Here is a 19,702-nt window from a genome sequence, read left to right as displayed (position 1 = left end):
GCGCCGATCCGCTAATGGATTCTGGCTCACCTTCCGGCCGCGCCGCGCTCGCCGGCCCGGCTCTCCCGCAAACGCATGGGGCAGACCGATGCCGTCACACCTGTTCACGCCGATCGCGCTGGGCGATCTCGAGCTTCCCAACCGGATCGTGGTCTCGCCGATGTGCCAGTACAGCGCCGAGGACGGGCGCATGACCGACTGGCACCTGATGCACCTGGGCCAGTTCGCGGTGTCGGGCTTCGGGCTCGTCGTCGTCGAGGCCACGGGCGTCGAGCCCGAGGGCCGCATCTCCCCGGGCTGCGTGGGCCTGTGGTCGGACGAGACCGAGGCGGCGATGGCTCGCATCGTCGACTTCTTCCGCGCGCGTGGCAGCGCCCGCCTTGGCATCCAGCTTGGCCATGCCGGGCGCAAGGCATCGGCTAACGTGCCGTGGATGGGGGGCGGGGCCCTGGCGCCAGGGGATGGCGCCTGGCAGGCCATCGCGCCCTCGGCCATCCCCTTCGGCCCCGGCTGGCCGGCGCCCGAGGCGATGAACGGCCAGGCGCTGGCACGCGTTCGCGCGGGCTTCGTGCAGGCGGCCGAGCGCGCGGCGCGGCTGGGGTTCGACGTGGTCGAGCTGCACGCGGCGCATGGCTACCTGTTGCACAGCTTCCTCTCGCCGCTGTCGAACGCGCGCGACGACGCCTATGGCGGCAGCCTCGAGAACCGCATGCGCTTCCCGCTCGAGATCTTCGACGCCGTGCGCGCGGTCTGGCCCGCGGGCAAGCCGCTGGGCATGCGGATCTCGGCGACCGACTGGGTCGAGGGCGGGTGGGATCTCGAAGGCTCGATCGCGCTCGCCGCGGCGCTCAAGGCGCGGGGCTGCGATTTCATCGATGTCTCGAGCGGCGGTCTCTCGCCCGCGCAGAAGATCGACGCGGTGCACGGCTACCAGACCCGCTTTGCTGCCGAGATCCGGCGCGCCACCGGGCTCGCGACCATCGCGGTCGGCCGCATCTCTGACCCGGTGCAGGCCGAGACGATCCTGGCGACCGGGCAGGCTGACATGGTGGCCCTGGCGCGCGGCGCGCTCCATGATCCGCGCTGGCCCTGGCACGCGGCCGAGCGCCTGGGCGACACGGCCAGCTATCCGCCGCAATACCTGCGCGCGCGGATCTGAGGCGGCGGGCCGCCGCGCGCCGGGTCATGGGGCGCGTGGGTTTTTCGCGCTGAATTATATTTCATATATTTTTCAATAAGTCGCTGTCAGTTTCACGCGTGAAAGGCCATGCAAGCCCTGTCATCGGGCCGCGATCCGCATTGTCGCGGATGGCCGACCGGCACAGTGTTGCACGGTGCGGCGCGCCGGGACCGCGACCGCCGGGAGGAGGCGCGATGACCGAACTGACCCAAGCCGACCGCGCGGCCTTCGCCGCCGACGCGCGCGCGATGCTCGCCGCGGCACGTTCCAGTTCGATGCGCCACTTCCGGCGCCCCTTCGCGGTCGAGGCGAAGGAAGACGAGAGCCCCGTGACCGTCGCCGACCGCGAGACCGAAGCCGCGATCCGGGCCGAGATCACGCGCCGTTTCCCGGGCCATGGCATCCTGGGCGAGGAATACGGCACCGACCGCCTCGACGCCGAGTTCCTCTGGCTGGTCGACCCAATCGACGGGACCAAGAGCTTCATCTCGGGCCATCCGATGTGGGGGACCCTGCTGGCGCTGCTCCATCGCGGCGCGCCGGTGGTCGGCCTCGTCGATGCCCCGGCGCTGGGCGAGCTGGCCTGGGGCGGCCCGGGTCTCGGCGCCTGGCTTGCCCGGCCACCCGCCCCGGACCGCGCGCTGCGCCTGCGCACCGACGTGGCGCCCGAGGCCGTGTTCATCGCGATCAACGAGATGCAGCGCATCCTCACCCACCAACCCGAGGCGCTCGACGCGCTGCTGGCCGAGGGGCGCTACCAGCGCGCGACGGCGGATTGCTACTCCTATGTCCAGCTCGCGGCCGGCTGGATCGACGGCCTGGTCGATTACGGCCTGCAGCCCTTCGATTACCTGCCGGTGCTGCCGATCGTCGAGGCGGCGGGCGGGGTGATGACCGACTGGGCGGGTGGGCCACTCGGGCTGCAGGGCGATGGCCGGATCGTCGCGGGCTCGCCGACCGTGCATGCCAGGCTTCTCGCGGTGCTCGCACCCTTCGTATGACGGGCGCGCGGGCAGGGGGCGTGCATCTGGTGCGGGCGGCGGGGGTCGAACCCGCACGGCGCAAGGCCTCCGGATTTTAAGTCCGGTATGTCTACCAGTTCCATCACGCCCGCGATGCGTCCCCGGCTCTACATCAGCCGCGCGGCGAAATTAAGCGCAAAGGCGCGGCGCGCAACCCCGGGCGGTCACTTCTGGAACACGAAGAAGGCACCACAGGCGATCAGCCCGAAGCCCAGCAGGTGGTTCCAGCGGAGCGCCTCGCCCAGATAGGTCACCGAGAACACCGCGAAGACCGTGAGGGTGATGACCTCCTGGATGGTCTTGAGCTCGGCCGTGCTGAAGACGCTGTGGCCGATGCGGTTGGCCGGGACCTGCAGGCAGTACTCGAAGAACGCGATGCCCCAGCTGATCAGGACGACCGTCGCCAGCGGCGCGGCCTTGAACTTCAGGTGGCCATACCAGGCGAAGGTCATGAAGACGTTTGACAGGGTGAGCAGGCCGATCGCGGTGATCTGGGGGCTCATTTACGGACTCGCGATGAAGGGGAGGCGCGGTTCGGGCGCGGGCGGGCGTGGCATGCGCCGGGCGCGCGGCGCGGGGCTCAGCCGCCGCGGCGGGGCGGAGGATCGGGCACCGGGTCGTAGCCCGAACCGCCGCCCGGCCGGCAGCGCAGCAGTCGGCGCACCGTGAGCCAGAACCCGCGCCATGCGCCATGCTTCTCCAGCGCCTCGAGCGCATAGGCCGAGCAGGTCGGCTGGAAGCGGCAGCTGTGCCCGAGCCAGGGGCTGAGGACGAGGCGGTAAGCCTGCACCGGCAAGGCGAGGAGCCGGGCAAGCGGGCTCATTCCCGCCCCCGCTCCCCGCCACCGCGCGGCGCATGCAGGCGCGCGAGCGCGGCTTCGAGGTCCGCGATCAGCGTCTCGAAGGGGCGCGCCGCGGTCGCGCCGGCCCGGCCGATCAGCACGTAGTCCCAGCCCGGACGCCCCAGCGCCGGGATCACCGCGCGCGCCGCCTCGCGCAGCCTGCGCTTGGCGCGGTTGCGCTCGACCGCGCCGCCAACCTTCTTCGAACAGGTATAGCCAACGCGGGGTGCGGCGGTGTCGGCGGGGCTTCGCCGGCGCGCCTGGACGATCACGCCCGGCATCGCCTGCTTGAGCGCGCGTGCGCAGGCAAGGAACTCGGCACGCTTCTTCAGCGTCTCGGGCGGCGCACCCGAAATACGCGGACCGCCGGCCACGGCGTCATGCCGGGCCGGCGGTTCGATGGTCTCGTTCTCGCTGTCCATGGCGCTTCCCAACGGGCGCGCGCCCCAGCGGAAAATCAGGCCGAAAGGCGCTTGCGGCCCTGCCGGCGGCGGCGCGCGACGATCTTGCGGCCGTTCGCGGTCGCCATGCGGGCGCGGAAACCGTGGCGGCGCTTCCGGACGAGCCTGCTCGGCTGGTAGGTGCGCTTCATTTTTTCCTCCAGTAACCGGCCCCGCTCTGGCGCTGGCGGCCGATGGTCTCGGTGAGCGTGCGGAGCCCGAACGCCCGAATGTCTCAGAGCCGTGGCCTATAGCGAATGGGGGTGTGCGAGTCAACGTCGCCCGATACGGCAAGCAGGCGGAGCCGGCGCGCTGCTGCCCGACAAGTCGTCGGCGGCGACGCCATCGGCGAGGTGCCGCAGACCGTAACAGTTCTCGCGATTCTTCAAGCCCGCGTGAGACCTGTGGAATGTCGCATCGCGTCTTCACAACTTCCGCGCAGACTGACGCCAACACCCTTGCAACGGAGAGGGGACATGTCCCTAGGTGAAACCGTGAAGAGCGAGCTTGAAACCCATGATACGCGACGGAGCGGGATCCTCCGCTGGCTCCCGCTCGCGCTGATCGCCGCGGGCGCGCTCGTCGCCTTCGTCTATGGCCGCGACTATCTGAGATTCGATGCCCTCTCGGAGAACCGGGATGCCCTGACGGCGTTCCGCGACCGGAACTTTGTGCTCGCCATCGCGATCTACATGGGGCTCTACATCGTCGCCGTCGCTTTCTCGATCCCGGGCGCGGTGTGGCTGACCATCGGCGGCGGCTTCCTGTTCGGCACGCCGCTTGCGACCTCGTTGACCGTGGTGGCAGCGACAGTGGGTGCGATCCTGATCTTCTGCGCCGCTCGCAGCTCGCTCGGCGCGCTGTTGCACGAGAAGGCGGGCGCATGGCTCACGCGTGTCGAGGCGGGCTTTCGCGAGGGCGAGGTCAGCTACCTTCTGATCATGCGGCTCGTGCCGGCGATCCCCTTCTTCGTCGCCAACCTTGCTCCCGCGTTTCTCGGCGTCAAGCTACGCACCTTTGCCTGGACGACGCTGGTCGGGATCATTCCCGGCACCGCGGTCTACGCCTCGGTCGGTGCCGGCCTCGGCTCGGTGCTCGAGCTGGGCGACAAGCCGGATCTCGGTGTGATCTTCACGCCCGGCGTGCTGGGGCCGCTTCTGGGGCTCGCCGCGCTTTCTGCGTTGCCGGTGGTCCTGCGCAGGCTGCGCGGCCGTGGCGTGTGACTGGCGCCCAAGCGGCGGACCCGAACGGATCATCGGAGTGAGACACATGTCGGACTGGATCGATACGGATCTGTGCGTGATCGGTGGTGGCTCGGGCGGGCTGTCGGTCGCGGCGGGCGCGGCGCAGATGGGCGCCTCGGTGGTGCTGATCGAGGGGCACCGCATGGGCGGCGATTGCCTGAACTACGGCTGCGTGCCGTCCAAGGCCCTGATCGCGGCCGCAAAGAAGGCGCATGCTCATCGCAGCTCGGCGCCGTTCGGCGTGACGGCGGACGAGCCGGCGGTCGACTACGCCGCGGCGATGGATCATGTGAAGCGCGCGATCGCGACCATCGCGCCCCATGACTCGGTCGAGCGGTTCGAGGGGCTCGGCGTCCGGGTCATCGAGGCGCGCGCAGCCTTCTGCAGCCCTTCCGAGGTCGAGGCCGGAGGTCATGTGATCCGCGCCCGCCGCTTCGTGGTGGCGACCGGCTCCTCGCCTTTCGTCCCTCCGATCCCCGGCCTCGACAGCGTGCCCTACCTGACCAACGAGACGCTGTGGGATCTGCGCGAGCGGCCCTCGCGGCTCATCGTCATCGGCGGCGGTCCGATCGGGCTGGAAATGGCGCAGGCGCACCGTCGCCTGGGCTGCGAGGTTGTCGTGCTCGAAGCGTTCAAGGCGCTGGCACGCGATGACGCCGAGATCGCCGCGATCGCGCTCGATCGCCTGCGTGCCGAGGGGATCGACATCCGCGAGGGCGCCAAGGCCACCGAGGTGTCGGGCAGCGCGGGCGCGATCCGGGTCGGGCTTGAGGGTGGCGACGCCGTCGAGGGATCGCATCTGCTGGTGGCCGTCGGTCGTCGCGCCAATGTCTCGGGGCTCGGTCTCGACAAGGCGGGTGTCGAGCATACCGACAAGGGCGTCACGGTGGATGGTGGGCTGCGCTCGGTCTCGAACCGGCGGGTCTACGCGATCGGCGACGTGGCGGGCGGGCTCCAGTTCACCCATGTCGCGAACTACCAGGCGGGCCTCGTGATCCGGAATGCGCTGTTCCGGCTGCCGGTGCGCAACCGCACCGACATCGTTCCCTGGGCGACCTATACCGACCCCGAGATCGCGCAGGTGGGCATGACCGAGGCGGAGGCGGCGGAAAGCCTGCCGCATGGCTGGGAGGTCCACCGCTTCGACTTTGCGGGCAACGACCGGGCCATCGCCGAGGGGCGGACCGAGGGGCTGATCAAGGTCGTCGTCGCGAAGGGCGGCAAGATCCGTGGTGCCTCGATCGTTGGCCCCCAGGCAGGCGAGTTGATCCTGCCTTGGGCACTGGCCATGTCGCAGGGCCTGAAGATCGGGGCGATGGCGGGGGTCATCGCGCCATACCCCACGCTCTCCGAGGTGTCGAAGCGGGTGGCGGGGGCCTATTACACGCCGCGGATCTTCGGTCGCCCCTGGATCAAACGTTTGATTCGACTTCTGGCCCGTCTGGGATAAGCTCAGCCTGCGGGCCTGGAACCCGTCGCGGCGGCCCGGAGGGTTGGGGCGCGGCGGGGCGTTTGGAAGATCATTAGCGGCATGTGAATGCAGGTGATGGCTGGCATATCCGGGCGTCTCCTGATCCTCACCGTGTTCGTCGTGATGCTGATCGAGGTGGCGATCTTCGTCCCTTCGGTCTCCCGCTTCCGGATGGACTACCTGCAGGAGCGCATCGTCCGCGCCGAGATCGCGGCGATGACGGTGATGGCCGCCCCCGACGGGTTCGTCGCGCGGGATCTGCAAGCCAGGTTGCTGCGCAATGCCGAGACGCTCAACGTGGCGGTCCGGGATGCCGGGGTGCGCATGCTCGTGCTCCCCGGCGAGCCGATCGAGACGATGGCCGAGACGTTCGATCTCAGGGATGCCGGCCCGTTGGAGCTGATCCACGATGCTCTCGCCTGTCTCTTCGTCGAGAAGGACGGCGAGGTGATACGGGTAATCGGGGAGACCGAGAACAAGGTCTTCGAGCACGTCGAGATCACGCTGCACGCCCAGCCCTTGCGCACGGCCATGATGGACTACGGCCTGCGCATCCTGCAGCTGTCGCTGGTCATCTCGCTGATCACCGCGGCGTGCATCTTCATCGTCGTGCGTCGCTTCGTCGTCGCGCCCCTGATGGGCGTCATCGGCAGCATGAAGGCGTTCCAGGCCAACCCCGAGGATTCCTCGCGCGTCATCACCCCCGGGAGCCGGCTGGGCGAGGTCGCCGAGGCCGAGCGGGCGCTCGCCGCCATGCAGCGCGACGTTCACATGGCACTGCGCGCGCGCGCGCCTCGCGTCGCTGGGCGAGGCGGTGGCAAAGGTGAACCACGACCTTCGGAACATCCTCGCCTCGGTGCAGCTGATGGCCGACCGGCTCGAAATGTCGAGCGATCCTCTGGTCGGACGTGTTCTGCCCAAGTTCATCGCGTCGCTCGACCGGGCGATCTCGCTGTGCCAGAACACCCTCGATTTCGGCCGTGCCGAGGAGCGCGCGCCCGAGCCGCGCCGCATCGCGCTGAAACCCCTGGTCGAGGAGGCGGCAGAGGCGGCGGGCCTGGCGGATGGTGCTGGCGATCCTGCGATCCGCCTGATTTGCGAGATCCCCGCCGATGCAGAGGTGACGGCGGACCCCGAGCACCTCTACCGCATCCTGCTCAACCTCATGCGCAATGCCGCCGAAGCCATCGCTACAACGAGCCGTCCGGGGGACGTTGCCGTGTCCTTAACGGAGGCAGATGGGGCGACCGTCCTGCGCCTGCGCGACACGGGGCCGGGCATGCCCGCGAGGGCGCGCGAGAACCTGTTCCGCCCGTTCCACGGCGGCGCGAGGCAGGGCGGTACCGGGCTGGGACTGGCGATAGCAGCCGAACTCGCCCGGGCAGGCGGAGGCCAGCTCGAACTTGTCGAGACCGGGCCCTCGGGTACCACCTTCGAGATCCGGCTGCCCGACTGATGCCTCTTGCGCCCGCTCGGGCAGAGATCATCTCGCGACGGCGCGAAGATGGGAAAATTGCTCCTTGCATTCGAACCCCGACCCGGATAAATCGCCCCCTGTCGCGTCGAGGCCCTGATCTCGACGGTCCGGAAGCACCGGTAGCTCAGCTGGATAGAGCACCAGACTACGAATCTGGGGGTCGGGAGTTCGAATCTTCCCCGGTGCGCCATTTCAATAAGTCCTGCAAGCTATGAACCCCGCTTGATGACGCTCCTCGCGGGGCTCCTTGGATGACGATCGAAAAGCAATACCGTTAGTCGCTAGGTGCTCCCATGTCGTCGCGAGATCGCCAATCCGCGGAGCATCCGTCTCCGAGCCTCAAGCTTTCAGACTCCGTCGGGTCCGATAGCTTGGATGCGCTTGCAGTCCTAGGGGATACCGCGCTTGATGCGGCGATTGAGTCGGGCGCACTGGATAGCATTCCCATACTCGGCCTGATCACGAGTGGAACGAGAGCGGCCAGGGAAATAAGAGATGCGCTCTATCTAAGAAAGATTGTGCGGCTCTTGAGGGAGTTGCAAACAGTTGACGCGGATGTTCGCAAGGATTTTATAAAAAATTTGGGCGATAAGGCTGAGCTTGAACGTTTTGGGGAAAACATCCTCCTCATCCTAGATCGAGCAGAAGACTCGGAGAAGCCGGCAATTGTCGGGCGGATCATTGCCGCACATATTGTGGGTCAAATCGCCTCGTATTCAAAGGCAATGAGGCTGGTTGCGATGGTGGATCGCGCCTATGTCGCGGACCTAGATTATCTGAAGGATTTCGCCCCGGGCGTGCAGCGTGATCGAGATGTGGCGGCATCACTGTCAGCAATTGGCTTTCTCTCGAATAGAGGCTTTGACGGTGGTGGTGCCAATCAAGAAACCAACCCGGGTGGTTATGTCTACGAACTCAACGAATATGGAGAAATGCTGCGTAGATATGGCCTACCTTCGGCGGTGTGAAGCGTCAGCTGGCCGCCGTGACGCGATGAGACGGCAGATGATCAATCACAATCTGCTGGGTCTCCGGCTCCCAGAAATAATATATCCGTAGGCAGCGCTCTGGCGCTCGCGTGTTGCCACCATTTTTGACGTGCCAGTCCACGAGGCGCTTCTGTCCATGCCAATGGGTATTATACTCATCCCCTCCACAGAGCGTGTTCCTGACGCCTTCTTCGATAGCGGCGTCACGGAGACTTCCTCCCCCGTCCATGAGGCGACTCCGAGCTTCCGTGGCTAGCCAAGTGACCGCTCTGGCAACCTGCTCAACATCCGCGAAATCCGGCTTCTTGACGAGACGCCTCGCAGAAGGCGTGAGAAGGACTCGGTCCGAGAATTCTGCGTCGATCCAGTCGAGAAATTCATCCCATGACGACGGCAGGGGTTGTGCTGGCTCTTTCTCTGCGCCGATCGCGTTGAGGCGCGTCTCGAGCGCGCGGAAGCGGTAGAGAAGGGATCGGAACTCCTTTTCGGATGATGCCGCCCGCTCTTCTGCTTCCGCGGCAAGCCCCACTGAGATTTCTATCTCCTTTTCCTTCTCGTTGAGTTGCTTCTCCAAGCTTTCGTTCAGCAGTCTTTGGACTTCGAGCTGCTCTGCATCTGGCGCCCGGCGTTCTCGAAGGCTCGTCACTTGGAGCTTGCGGCTCGCCGTTCGGACGAACGCGAAGTCGATTATCTCCCGTCCCAGACGGTTGGCCGTGATGCTTGTTGTAGCCGCGGTGCTGCGAAGCCACGTCCCGCAAGCTCGCCAATCATCTTCGGTCTTCAATCGTTCGGACAGGAAGAGTCGATGCCGATACGGATCATCAGCTTCGTTGAAACCAGGCATGTAAGCTCTGACTGCGCCTCCGAACACCGAGCGATACCTACCGAAGCGTCGGGTGAGAACCCAAGTAAGTTGCGAAGGCACGATGAAGATGCGAGCGATGCACGCCGTTGCTTTGGCAACAGCCTCTGCGTCGATGAGAGGCGTCGTCGTGTCTTCGGGAAGGGTTACGACGTAGACCGGCAAGCGGCGGTCGGGGTCGACGAGAAAGTCGCACAGGTCTTCTACCGAGCCTTCCGATCCGATCATCGTTGGCGAAGAGGTGATCTCACGACCGCCTCTTATAAGGCCAGGAGCGTCAATCCATTGGAGCACGAGTCCAGGAACGGCGGGCTGGAAAGCTAACTCGGACTCGGTGGTGCTTACTGTGAGGCGGGCGCTGACATGCGGCCGTTGGCCCGGCTGTGCGCCGACGACGACCTCGGTCGTCCAATTTCTCCCGGCTACCTCCCTATCCGGGTCGTCCGCTCGGAGAGCCCAGATATCTGCGCCATTGCCGGTGATGCGAACGGCAGAACTGTTACGCCCGCCTGCGAGGTAGTCGAACTCCTGAAATTCCCATGCTGCGCGAGGCAGCGGGCCACCCGCACGTTTCTTGGTCCAAGCAAGCACCGCGCGCCTTGCGGCTTCGAGGGAGGTGGCGTGATCGTCGCCATTGAGTTGAGCTGCAACTCTGAGTATCTCGATCTCGCGCAATGCCTTGGGCATCCGCGCGGCGAGAGGCGCAAGCGCGTCGGAAAAGACGTTGCTCATCAATTATCTCCAGTAGCAGCCCTCGTAGAATTCCGGCGACGGCCCCGCTTCGCCTTCGGCTCGGCCGCACGGGTGGCGCGGATGCGGGCGAGGAGGGCTTCGGCGGGTTCGTCGTTGGGGTCCTGGGGCACGAGTTCGCCGCGGAATGCCTTGGCAAGGAGGCGCTCGTCGAGGCGATCGAGGAGATGCGCGGCGCGAGAGGCTTCTTCGGCCATGCGGTCGATGTATGCGAAGGCAGTCTCGATTCGGCTCACAATCTCTGCCTGTTCAGTATCGTCAGGAGTTGGTATCGTGAAGTTTCGGCATTGAGACAGCGAAATATTGACCTGCCCTGCAGAACCTTTCGTTTCATGATATATTGATTCTACAGGAATTCCTGAGCGCAAGAAGTAATATAGCCACTTACTCGATATATTTGGCCCCGGGCGAAACACGGTGATAGCTTGATTAACATTCCACTCCGGGTATTCATTCGGAACAATTGCCACCTTGCCCAAGGGAGGGCCGACGATGTTCATCAAAACATCACCTGGCTGCGCGACGGATTTTCTCAACTCCGTTCGGTGAACTTGCTCTGAAACGAACTGTGATCGGTAGTCGAAATCAACAGTTTGATTGACGAGATTATACACCTTTAAGAACGGCACCCCTGCTTTCTCGGTAAAGCCTTTCTTGGGCGTTCCTCCACTCTGCACCAGGTCGCATAGGTCTTTCGCAGCTCCGTAACGCCAGTTCCTTGCTCCCACGGCCTGTCTCTGATCCGCCGTCAACTCACCCCGGAACGCCTTCGCTAGAATCGCCTGCTTTGCGCGGGCGGCGAGGATGGGGATGCGGGCGAGGTGGTGCCTCGCCGCCGTCGAGCGCGCTGAGAGCCGGTCCAGCTTGTCCACGATCCGCCGCTGCTCGGGAAGGGGCGGTATGGCGATTTCGGTCTGCTCGAATACCCCCTTCGTCACGTGGCGCAGGCCGACCCCGCCATGAGCCTTCCCGATCAGCTCATCAAGCCGCTGATTGATAGCAAGGCGAAAAAAGTCCTTCTCAAGGTTCTTCTCGTCGAACTCGACCTTAAAGATGTGCTGGTTTAGGACGGCATCACCACCGCGCCAGACGTGTGCGCCGAAAGATGTGCCGGGCGTGCCTGACCAAGCGAAAAGGAGTTCGCCTTCACCGATCAGAAATTTCTCCTGAACGTCTCCGTCATAGTGATTGAATGGTGCATCGGGGTTGTTGAGGTTCTGGATGCGGACAATCGGAAGTCCATTCTCCGTCCAGTCGCTGGGCTTGAAAGCCTTCCCGTTGACCAGATCGCAGAGGCTACCGATCTCGGCGCTTGCCCAACTCTCTGGCAATCCGTGATCGCTCATTCTGCTGCCTCGACCACCGCTGAGAGTTCTTCGCTCCCTTCCTCAAGCTCCTCCGCCAGCGCCTCGACTTCCCGGAGCGCCTCGCGCAGATGCCCGAGGATCGCCGCCGTGATGTCGTCGGGGTCCTGCAGCGCCTCCTCGGCCTCGTCCTCGCCGTCGCGGAGCCAGGAGATGTCGAGATTATCGCCGCGCGCCGCGATCTCCTCGCGTGTGAAGGAGCGCCAGCGCCCCGTCTCGCCCTGGTCCTGCCGCTCGGCCCCGCCGTGCTCGTCGTCGCCGAAAGCGGCCTTGAACTCGGCGAAGTCCTCGATCCGCAGGGGCCTCGTCTTGCCGTAGGAGGGCTGGCCCGCGCGCATGTCGTAGACCCAGACCGCCTCGGTGTTCGCCTTGTCGGTCTTGCCTCGTGTGAAGAAGAGGACGTTGGTCTTCACGCCCTGCGCGTAGAAGATGCCGGTCGGCAGGCGCAGGATGGTGTGGAGATCGCAGAGCTCCATCAGCCAGCTGCGCAGGCGCCGTCCGGTGTTGTCCTCGAAGAGCACGTTGTCGGGAAGCACGACTGCAGCGCGTCCACCGGATTTCATGGCGCGCACGATGTGCTCGACGAAGGCAAGCTGCTTGTTGGAGGTCTCCGCCGTCACCGAGAAGTCCGAGCGTGTCGGCCGACCGCCGCCCTTCTTGGTGCCGAACGGCGGATTGGTCAGGATGAGGTCGGCCTTCGCCAGCGCCTCGCCATCGGGCGAGAGCGTGTCGCCGCAGTCCACATTGCCCTCGATGCCGTGGAGCATGAGATTCATCAGGCAGAGACGGTGGGCGTCGGGCACGAGTTCGAGCCCGCTCAGGGCATGGTGGCGCTGGAAATACGCCTGCGCCTCGGTCAGCTCGAAGAGGTCGTCGGTTGCGTCCTTGATGTAGCGGTCGGCCGCGACAAGGAAGCCGCCGGTGCCAGCGGCGGGGTCTTCGATAGTCTCGCCCGGCTTTGGCTTCATCAGGCGGACCATGCAGTCGATGAGGGGGCGGGGAGTGAAGTATTGGCCGGCGCCGCTCTTCTTCTCTGCCGCGTTCTTTTCGAGCAGGCCCTCGTAGAGGTTGCCGAGCCCCTCCTCGCGCGCCGAATACCAATCGAGCTTGTCGATCGCGGAGGTGAGCGCCTTGAGGTTCGCCGGCTTCCTGAGCTTGGTCTGGGCGTCGGTGAAGATCGCGAGCACGGTCGGGTCGGTCGTCTTCTTGGTGTCGCCGAGATCGAGGAGGAGGTGGCGGTAGTATTCGAGCTGGTCGAGGCCCTGCTTGGCCGCGAGGCTGGTCCAGCCATAGCCGTGCGGCAGGCGCTCTTCGCGCCCGGTCTCCTGCATCATCTTGAGGAACAGGAGGTAGGTGAGCTCGGTGACGTATTCGTTGTAGGTGACGCCGTCGTCGCGGAGGATGTGGCAGAGCGACCAGAGCTTCTGGACGATGTCGCCTGTGGTTCTCGTGACCTCGTTCACGCGGTCTTCCTCCAGAGTTCTTCGTTGATATCGCTGATGATGCCTTCGAGTTGTCCGCCGAACACCTTGTTCAGGCGATTGAAGCCACCATGGTTGTCGAAGGGATCGCGATCCAGCGCCTCGCGGTCAACTACGATCTCGCGCTCGACCTGCTCGGCGATGCGCTTCAGCCACTTCCGCTGCGGGTCTGTCCAGGGGCGGCTTGCGTAGATGCGCTGCATGGCCTTGTTGACGCGCTCGGCGAAGGGAACGAGCGGATCGCCGATGGCGGCCTGCCGCACGAAGCCAATGATGGAGGCGGCGATGTCCTCGTTCTTCGCATCCTGCCAGGCACGCTTGAGGTTGGCCTCGGAGTAGCCGAGCCGATCTAGTTCTAGGCGAAGCTCGCGCAGCTGTTCGCGGGTCAGTTCGCGCGGGCGCTGGACCACGAGATTGAGGGCAGCGATCTTGTTGATGTTGCCGCGAACGAAAGCCGTGAAACCGTCAAGAAAGTCCTCGGGCTTCTCGGCGTCACCATAGCCACGGGTGACGGCGACGACCTCGTCGTCGTGGTGTGAGATCGGCAGGTGGAGCCCGCCGCTACCGTCCGGGTTCCAGTCGAGAATCTTCGCGAAGCCTCTGGGCTTCGATTTTACCCATTCCCGGGCGCTCTCCGCCGTGCCTTCCTGGAAGCGCTTAAGTGTGTCCTCCGGTTTCTCGCCCGTGGTAGCCTCGTAGCGCTGGCGCGCCTCGTCGTGCATGCGGCGTAGGCGCCGCCGAAGCTTCACGACGATCTGATCCAGAACCGACTGGCGGTGCTCCTCCGCCTCGGCCTTCGTGAGTTCCTCGAAGAGCTCTTCGAGGGCCACCTTCGGGTCGGTCACCACTGGCCGCATGTCGGTCAGGTTTTGGAGATGCGGATAGAGGTCGACAGCATCGAAGATGCGGAATGTCTCCTTGCCGATGTCGGGACACTGCCGCGTCGCACGACCGAGCATCTGTTCGTAGAGGATGCGGGAGTTAACGCGCCGCAGAAAGACGAGGCTCGTGATGCTGGGCACGTCGATGCCGGTGGTCAGCAGGTCGACGGTCACTGCGACCTTCGGTTGGCTGTCGTTGCGATAATGGCGGATCAGAGAGCCAACCCGATCGACGCTGCCGGTGATCTTCCTGACAGCGCCATCCTCAATCTCTCCATATGCCGCCGCGAAGGCTTTCTTGAGCTCGTCGACGACGATGTCGGCATGGGCGTCGGTGGCCGCGAAGACAAGCGTCTTGCCGTCCAGACCAGGGTCGATGTGCTTCGCGAGTTCCTCGGCCACCGTGCGGTTGAAGGGGACCGTGATGACCTTGCGGTTGAAGGACTCGACCTCGAAGCTGATCTCGTCGGGTAGGTGCGCGAGGTCGATCTCACCCGTCTTCGTGTGGAGAATTTCGACCTCCTCGCCGGCGCCGAAGGTTATCCCAGCCTGGGCGAGCGCCGTCTCGATCCTGATCGGCGGCTCATGGTCGATCAGGAAGCCGTCGATGACGGCCTCGCGGTAGGAATAGGTAAACACGGGGTCGCCGAATATCTCGACGGTGTGGAGCGCCGGCGTCGCCGTGAGGCCGATCTTCACCGCGTCGAAATGTTCGAGCACGCGCCGGTATTTCGAGATGTAGTCAGTCTCTGAGCGGAAGGAGAGCTCGTCATCCGACATCTCGCGATCGAGCAGGTAACCCCTGTGGCATTCGTCCACGACGATCAGGTCGTATTGGTCGATCGGTGGGACGGTGCCCGGCTCGTTCGCGAAGAGAACACGGTTCACCAATCCCTGGATCGTGCAGATGTGGACCTTGGTCTCCGTCTCAGGAACGGCGTCTCCGAGGTCTTTCAGGTCGAAGATATCTGCGAAAGCGCGGGGGCCGATCACCTTGGTCGTGCGAAACTCGCCTGCCGTCTGGTCTCCTAGAGCTGTGCGATCGACGACGAAGCAGACCCGCCGGAACCGCTTCACATTCAGCAGGCGATAGAGAAGGGCAATCGTGAGCTTGGTCTTGCCTGTGCCCGTCGCCATTGCAACCAGTAGCTCGCGCTTCCCTTCGCCGAGCGCTTCCTCGACCTTCTCGATCGCGGCTCGCTGATAGGGGCGCAGCGGGAAGCCAAAGTTGAACGGCTGGGTCTTGAGGGCTTCTTGTGCCGCTTCACGATCGGTTTCGAGTTCGGCCTTCAGACCTTCTGGTGTGAACCAGTCCGTCAGTGCGCGGCGCGTGTTGGTATTTCTTCGCGTGTCGCGGAACCAGATGCCGCTCTCGGTCTCCAACTGCTTGAGATAGGGGCGCCCGTTCGTCGCGAAGACGAAGGGCGCGCGGTAGTCGCCCCACGGACCTCCGACTGGCTCGGCGCCGCCATCGAGCCGGCATGCCTTCGCGTAGCGTTCGGCCTGGTCGATCGCGGCGGAGACGTTCTTGCGCCTTCGTTTCGCCTCGACGACCGCGACGAGCTTCGTATCGATGAAAAGGGCGTAGTCCGCAGGACCGTTTTCCGTCGGCCATTCGGCAATCGCCATGCTCCGGCCCTTTGAGGGTCGCGTGCCCCGCGCGAAATGAAGCGCTTCGCTGTCTGCTTCCCAGCCGCGATCTCGAAGCTGCTGGTCGATGATCGCACGCGTGGCAGCCTCGTCGAGGGTGATGCCTTCCGCCGCTGCCTCGGCAAGTTGCAGAAAATGCAGCTTTTGGGCGCCTGTCGCCTGCTCCGCTGCCGCCTGGAGCGATCTCAGCTGTTCGGCCAGCGCGTTTTTCGCGGTTTCAGCTTCCTCGGCAAGCTCGGCCCATGTTGCGCGCTCCTCGGCTTCGCGCCTTGCGCGTTCCTCCGCCGTCTCACGGGCCAGCGCAGCTGCCTCGGCTTCCTCCCTCGCACGCTCTTCGGCGCTCTTGCTCTCAACGAGCTGTTTCTGGAGACGCTCAAGTTCCTCCAGCAGCCTGGCCTCGGCAGCTGCCGGCTCCGATGGCGGCACGAACGGCCCCGCCTTGAAGGTCGGGTCGTTTTCGAATGTCTTGTGGAACCAGATCGCCAGCTGCCGGGTGATTTTCAGCGTCGTGAGCGCAAGGGCGTGATCATCTGCGTGGTTGTGCGCGGCATCGTTGCCGGCCTTCCGCACCTGATGGAAGAGATCGAGAGCGGCAGTGGGCACAGCCCGTTCGACTTTCAGCCGCCTCAGGAGATCGGCCTGGCTCTCGTCGGTCGAGCAGTAGAGGCCGATGCGTGCCGCCACTTCCTGGGCGAGAAGTTCAGCAAACTGCCTGAGTTTCAGGAGGCACGTGTTGGGGTCGTCACGGAAATTCCGCTCGGCAAGAGCGCCAAGGCGATCAAACTGCGGCTCATGAGCCTGCATGAAGCGGAAGTTGCGCGACTCGAGTTTCGTCATCCCCGAAGCGGGCCAGAAAATTGGTTAACGGTTGGTGAATGGAGCGTCATGTCGGAGGGAAACTTACACTACTTTAGGGAGACCGGAAGGGTCGGCTTTGCCGGGAGATAACTCGCGAGTTCCGGCGCGTGAGCCCCCGATCCATTCTCTAATAGCAGTGCCGAGGGTCAGCGCTGCGGGAAGAGACGGAGCCGGCGGCTCGGCGTCGATCGGCCGCGACGCTTCGGTTGGAGACGCTCATAGAGGAGCGCCTAAAGGAAGCCTGTATCATGCTCCTCGGACTTTCGGGCGACCGATCACAGGCCGGGAAGCACGAGCATCGACCATACGCTGCGCGCCAGAGTTGCAGATTACTTGATCGACGCGTCAGCCCGAGGGCATAGTCGATGGAGCAAAATCGAATGAGATATATCGTTTGCGAGGTATTATAATTGGAAAATGGAGATAATAAACGACAGGCGACTCGCCTACTTGGGTCGCTCTTGATTGGGATCATGATCGTGTCTTGCGGCGATGACGAAGTTAATATTTCGGTTCACGAAAAAGAACTCGTATGTCGCGCTACGATTGCCGCAATAATGGGCCGCCCAATTGAGATTATATCTGTGACCAGGTCGACGGCCTCAGAAATTAAGACGAGCTATGTTCGCGCGGGAGATCGTAAAGAGTGGCGAAACGCATGCAAGCTTGAAGGTAAGCGCGTGGTTTGGGCTACCGTGCAGCCAGATGGCTCTAAAGGGCGGTGGCGTGATGGCTCCCATGACGAGGTCGTAAACTTCAAGCTCACGCCCTCGGCAGTGGAAATCACCCAGAGGTTCTCGGATGGAAGCGAAATGGTCGATAGGTTTGAGAGATGAGAGCACGATTGACCAGCGCGGCACAGGCTCGGTGACGCGCATGAGTTCCAGACCCATTCGCTCGGAGACGCGCTCAGTTGCTGCTGTGCGCCGGGTGACGAACTGATATCTTGAGCCAGCGGCGAGCCACGCTGCCCCGCTTACGCACGATTACAGTGCTTCCTGAGCGTATCTCGTCGAATGACCCCGCACGGCGACGAACCCGGAGTCGTCCGAACAATGAATGAAGACGTGCCCGCGAATTTTCTTACTCGTCTCAAGCACGGCCCACCCCCGTCCGCAGGCGCCGTCTCGGTCGCTCTTTCCTTCCCACGAGAACTCGGCGCATGGCAGGCCGTCGCGCTGCCCGTAGCGAAACTCCAGCCATCCCTTCACGGACACGAAGGCGACCTCTCCGTCGGCGCGATCCTCGAACGTGATGTGCGCCTCCTCGAAGAGATCGAGGACGTCTTTGTCCTAGGTGTCCATTTCGGTGATCCGCCATCGGTCGAGGAAGACCGCTCCCGGTTCATTCACTGTTGGCATCGGAACCACTCGCCAAGTCGAAGAGCTCGAAACAGTCGTCGACGCCCGCCCGAGGCTCAATTTCTATCATGCCACCAACTTGCCTCAGAGCGTCCTCGATGGCTTCGCCGAAGTCCTCCAACAACGCAGTCGTCAGCGTCACCTTCGATATCTTCTCTCTCATGCTATCCCGGTCTTTCGTGGACTGCTGGATGACGAAGCCACGCCCCTGACGGTGAACGATGAGCACGCCACCGAAGGCACCGACAGCGGTTCCGCCTGCCGATCCCGTCCCGTTCGTTCTGAGCAGTGCGGCGAGCAGTTGGAGATGGGACCCGCTTTCGATGCCAGTCGGCGCGCTATCGGGGATTACGCGAAAGAGTGTCGGTGCATTGCCGTCGATCCTGACGCTCAAGAAGCGTTCTGTGCCTTGTCGCAAGGTTCGGACGGCGATGCCATCGGGAGTGATCGCCGGAGAGCCATCCACCCGCGCTGGCGCGCGTCGTAGCTCTGCCCTGATCCAGTGGTCGATGAGGTCTGACTTGTCCTTGCCAGCAGAGCGAGCCAGCCGGTCAAGCTGTGCGCCGCGCACACGGTGCAGTGAGAGATTCCATTGACGTGTCATTCGTTGCCATTCGCATTCTCGCCTGCTCTCCGTCAAATCGTTCGACGCCGCGCGCATCTTTGCGGGCCAGTCTCAGTTCTCTCTTATCGAGGAGTTTCGATGCCGAAACATGAAATACTTTCTCTAGACCCCGAGACCGTTGGTCCGCGCAAAAAGAGCGGTCGCCCCCGAGTCGATGTCTTCAACATTCCAGAAGGACGAGGATCACGTCCAGCGCGGCCGGCGATCCCAATCAAGCTCCGTCGGGCGATTTACCTCGCGCGCGTGAAAATCTGGAACAACGGGCCAAGCGAGAGTTGGCGCCCCATGGCGCTCGATCGCAAGAAGCAGGGAGAGCCTGACTGGAACCTGGCTCTCGGCGGAGAGATCGGGCTGGCCGCAATGGGCTTCATGAAGCTGCCGCGTAGCGACAAGGTGATGGGAGACGGGGTGGAGATCATCCAGTTCGATCTCGAGGCCAAGCGGTTTGTAATCTGGTTCCGAGGCCGGAGTTATGATTTCCCGGGCCATAAGCGGACGGGCCCGCTCGTCCCTCATGACGACGTTATGAAAACGACTCTTGCGTTTGCGATTGCTCGATACCTCGTGCACAAACAGGGGCGGCATCATTCCAAACTGCCGTCGCCACGCGAAATCGCGCAGGTCCTCTACCTGCTCTTTGGCGAGGAGGTTCCGCACGAGCGTATCCGCGCAAGACTTCCCGCCGTTTCGTTGGCGCTTCACAAGTTCTTCATATACTCGGGTTGGGTGCACTCGCACGACCATGCCCAACTGCGGAAGGCTCTCAACGCGATCTCCCGCCACTATCCAGTTCACCCTCACTCTAGTCGAGGCGTCGGGATGGGCTCCGGACCCTACGGGAGGAGGCGGTAGCGAAGCCGCCTGGGTTTTGAGAAGAGTTCTCCAGTTGACCTCAGGCGCAAGATATAGTGTTGCCATGAGGTCATCGGTATCCAAATCTTGTGCCGCCGACGCCTCCATCCCGTTGGGTGCCTTCTTTTATATTAATAGAGTAAGTGTAGTTTGAGTCTTTTGGATTCCTTTTAAGATTCAAAAATACGCCAAATTTAACGGTAAAAATTTGTTGTTTATGAAACTCGCTTCTGACAGGCTAGGTGAAGCGGAGGAAATCGGCGGCTGCCCCCGTTTCCTATCTTTCTCTGGCTGCGGCGAAGGTGGTGCGGTGTCCCTTTCCGATGCCGGCATTCACGCCCACGGGATGAGGAA

The 19,702-nt window shown here is 63.8% G+C and carries 17 protein-coding genes and 2 tRNA genes; 8 read left to right on the top strand and 11 right to left on the bottom strand.

Annotated elements, in window-relative coordinates:
- Positions 1-88: 88 nt before the first annotated feature.
- Positions 89-1,159 carry an NADH:flavin oxidoreductase/NADH oxidase gene (locus H0I76_RS18705; RefSeq protein ID WP_200613557.1) on the top strand — a complete coding sequence of 357 codons (1,071 nt, stop codon included), beginning with the start codon at positions 89-91 and terminating at the stop codon, positions 1,157-1,159.
- 215 nt (positions 1,160-1,374) lie between these two features.
- The gene (locus H0I76_RS18700; protein ID WP_200613554.1) at positions 1,375-2,181 is read left to right on the top strand and encodes an inositol monophosphatase family protein; all 807 of its coding nucleotides are present in this window, start codon (positions 1,375-1,377) and stop codon (positions 2,179-2,181) included.
- Between the two features lie 27 nt (positions 2,182-2,208).
- Here the strand turns inward: H0I76_RS18700 and H0I76_RS18695 are convergent.
- The 5 genes from H0I76_RS18695 to rpmH all read right to left on the bottom strand — a co-directional run bounded on the left by H0I76_RS18695 (position 2,209) and on the right by rpmH (position 3,635).
- A tRNA-Leu gene (locus tag H0I76_RS18695) sits at positions 2,209-2,294 on the bottom strand.
- Between the two features lie 72 nt (positions 2,295-2,366).
- On the bottom strand, positions 2,367-2,705 hold the full coding sequence (locus H0I76_RS18690; protein ID WP_200613552.1) for a DMT family protein: 339 nt from the start codon (positions 2,703-2,705) through the stop codon (positions 2,367-2,369).
- 77 nt (positions 2,706-2,782) lie between these two features.
- Positions 2,783-3,025 carry a membrane protein insertion efficiency factor YidD gene (yidD, locus tag H0I76_RS18685; protein WP_200613550.1) on the bottom strand — a complete coding sequence of 81 codons (243 nt, stop codon included), beginning with the start codon at positions 3,023-3,025 and terminating at the stop codon, positions 2,783-2,785.
- Positions 3,022-3,465 carry a ribonuclease P protein component gene (rnpA, locus tag H0I76_RS18680; protein WP_200613548.1) on the bottom strand — a complete coding sequence of 148 codons (444 nt, stop codon included), beginning with the start codon at positions 3,463-3,465 and terminating at the stop codon, positions 3,022-3,024. The genes yidD and rnpA overlap by 4 nt, the downstream gene beginning before the upstream one ends.
- Before the next feature lie 35 nt (positions 3,466-3,500).
- Entirely contained in the window at positions 3,501-3,635 is a 135-nt protein-coding gene (gene rpmH / locus H0I76_RS18675; protein WP_200613546.1) for a 50S ribosomal protein L34, read from the bottom strand.
- Positions 3,636-3,959: 324 nt separating this feature from the next.
- Here rpmH and H0I76_RS18670 point away from each other — a divergent pair, with 324 nt between their 5' ends.
- Together H0I76_RS18670 and H0I76_RS18665 are read left to right on the top strand one after the other, a co-directional pair.
- Positions 3,960-4,706, top strand: coding sequence for a TVP38/TMEM64 family protein (locus tag H0I76_RS18670; RefSeq protein WP_200613544.1), 747 nt, complete (start codon positions 3,960-3,962; stop codon positions 4,704-4,706).
- 46 nt (positions 4,707-4,752) lie between these two features.
- Entirely contained in the window at positions 4,753-6,177 is a 1,425-nt protein-coding gene (locus H0I76_RS18665; RefSeq protein WP_200613542.1) for a dihydrolipoyl dehydrogenase family protein, read from the top strand.
- Between the two features lie 560 nt (positions 6,178-6,737).
- Here H0I76_RS18665 and H0I76_RS19535 read toward each other — a convergent pair.
- A complete protein-coding gene (locus tag H0I76_RS19535) occupies positions 6,738-6,953 on the bottom strand; it encodes a hypothetical protein (protein WP_234455435.1) in 216 nt (71 codons plus the stop codon).
- 68 nt (positions 6,954-7,021) lie between these two features.
- On the opposite strand from H0I76_RS19535, the gene H0I76_RS19530 reads away from it, so the two are divergent.
- From H0I76_RS19530 to H0I76_RS18650, 3 genes are all read left to right on the top strand, one after another.
- A complete protein-coding gene (locus H0I76_RS19530) occupies positions 7,022-7,654 on the top strand; it encodes a sensor histidine kinase (protein ID WP_325166486.1) in 633 nt (210 codons plus the stop codon).
- A 134-nt stretch (positions 7,655-7,788) separates the two neighbouring features.
- Positions 7,789-7,865, top strand: a tRNA-Arg gene (locus H0I76_RS18655).
- A 181-nt stretch (positions 7,866-8,046) separates the two neighbouring features.
- Positions 8,047-8,643, top strand: coding sequence for a hypothetical protein (locus H0I76_RS18650; RefSeq protein ID WP_200613540.1), 597 nt, complete (start codon positions 8,047-8,049; stop codon positions 8,641-8,643).
- A 4-nt stretch (positions 8,644-8,647) separates the two neighbouring features.
- Here H0I76_RS18650 and H0I76_RS18645 read toward each other — a convergent pair whose 3' ends face one another.
- The 5 genes from H0I76_RS18645 to H0I76_RS18625 all read right to left on the bottom strand — a co-directional run bounded on the left by H0I76_RS18645 (position 8,648) and on the right by H0I76_RS18625 (position 18,532).
- Positions 8,648-10,258: a hypothetical protein gene (locus H0I76_RS18645; protein ID WP_200613538.1), complete on the bottom strand. Its 1,611-nt coding sequence runs from the start codon at positions 10,256-10,258 to the stop codon at positions 8,648-8,650.
- The gene (locus tag H0I76_RS18640; protein WP_200613536.1) at positions 10,258-11,622 is read right to left on the bottom strand and encodes a restriction endonuclease subunit S; all 1,365 of its coding nucleotides are present in this window, start codon (positions 11,620-11,622) and stop codon (positions 10,258-10,260) included. Before H0I76_RS18640 ends, H0I76_RS18645 begins: the two co-directional genes overlap by 1 nt.
- Positions 11,619-13,103, bottom strand: a complete 1,485-nt coding sequence (locus H0I76_RS18635) for a class I SAM-dependent DNA methyltransferase (protein ID WP_200613533.1) — start codon at positions 13,101-13,103, stop codon at positions 11,619-11,621. Before H0I76_RS18635 ends, H0I76_RS18640 begins: the two co-directional genes overlap by 4 nt.
- Positions 13,100-16,489, bottom strand: a complete 3,390-nt coding sequence (gene hsdR / locus H0I76_RS18630; RefSeq protein WP_200613531.1) for a type I restriction-modification system endonuclease — start codon at positions 16,487-16,489, stop codon at positions 13,100-13,102. The genes H0I76_RS18635 and hsdR overlap by 4 nt, the downstream gene beginning before the upstream one ends.
- A gap of 1,365 nt (positions 16,490-17,854) precedes the next feature.
- Complete coding sequence (locus H0I76_RS18625) at positions 17,855-18,532, bottom strand: hypothetical protein (protein ID WP_200613528.1); 678 nt, start codon at positions 18,530-18,532, stop codon at positions 17,855-17,857.
- 42 nt (positions 18,533-18,574) lie between these two features.
- Between H0I76_RS18625 and H0I76_RS18620 the strand changes: the two genes are divergently transcribed.
- Positions 18,575-19,348, top strand: a complete 774-nt coding sequence (locus H0I76_RS18620) for a hypothetical protein (RefSeq protein WP_200613526.1) — start codon at positions 18,575-18,577, stop codon at positions 19,346-19,348.
- Positions 19,349-19,702: the final 354 nt, after the last annotated feature.

The organism is Thermohalobaculum xanthum (genome assembly GCF_016623495.1).
GTDB classification, from domain to species: Bacteria; Pseudomonadota; Alphaproteobacteria; order Rhodobacterales; family Rhodobacteraceae; genus Thermohalobaculum; species Thermohalobaculum xanthum.
This window is presented reverse-complemented; position numbering and strand designations above follow the sequence as displayed.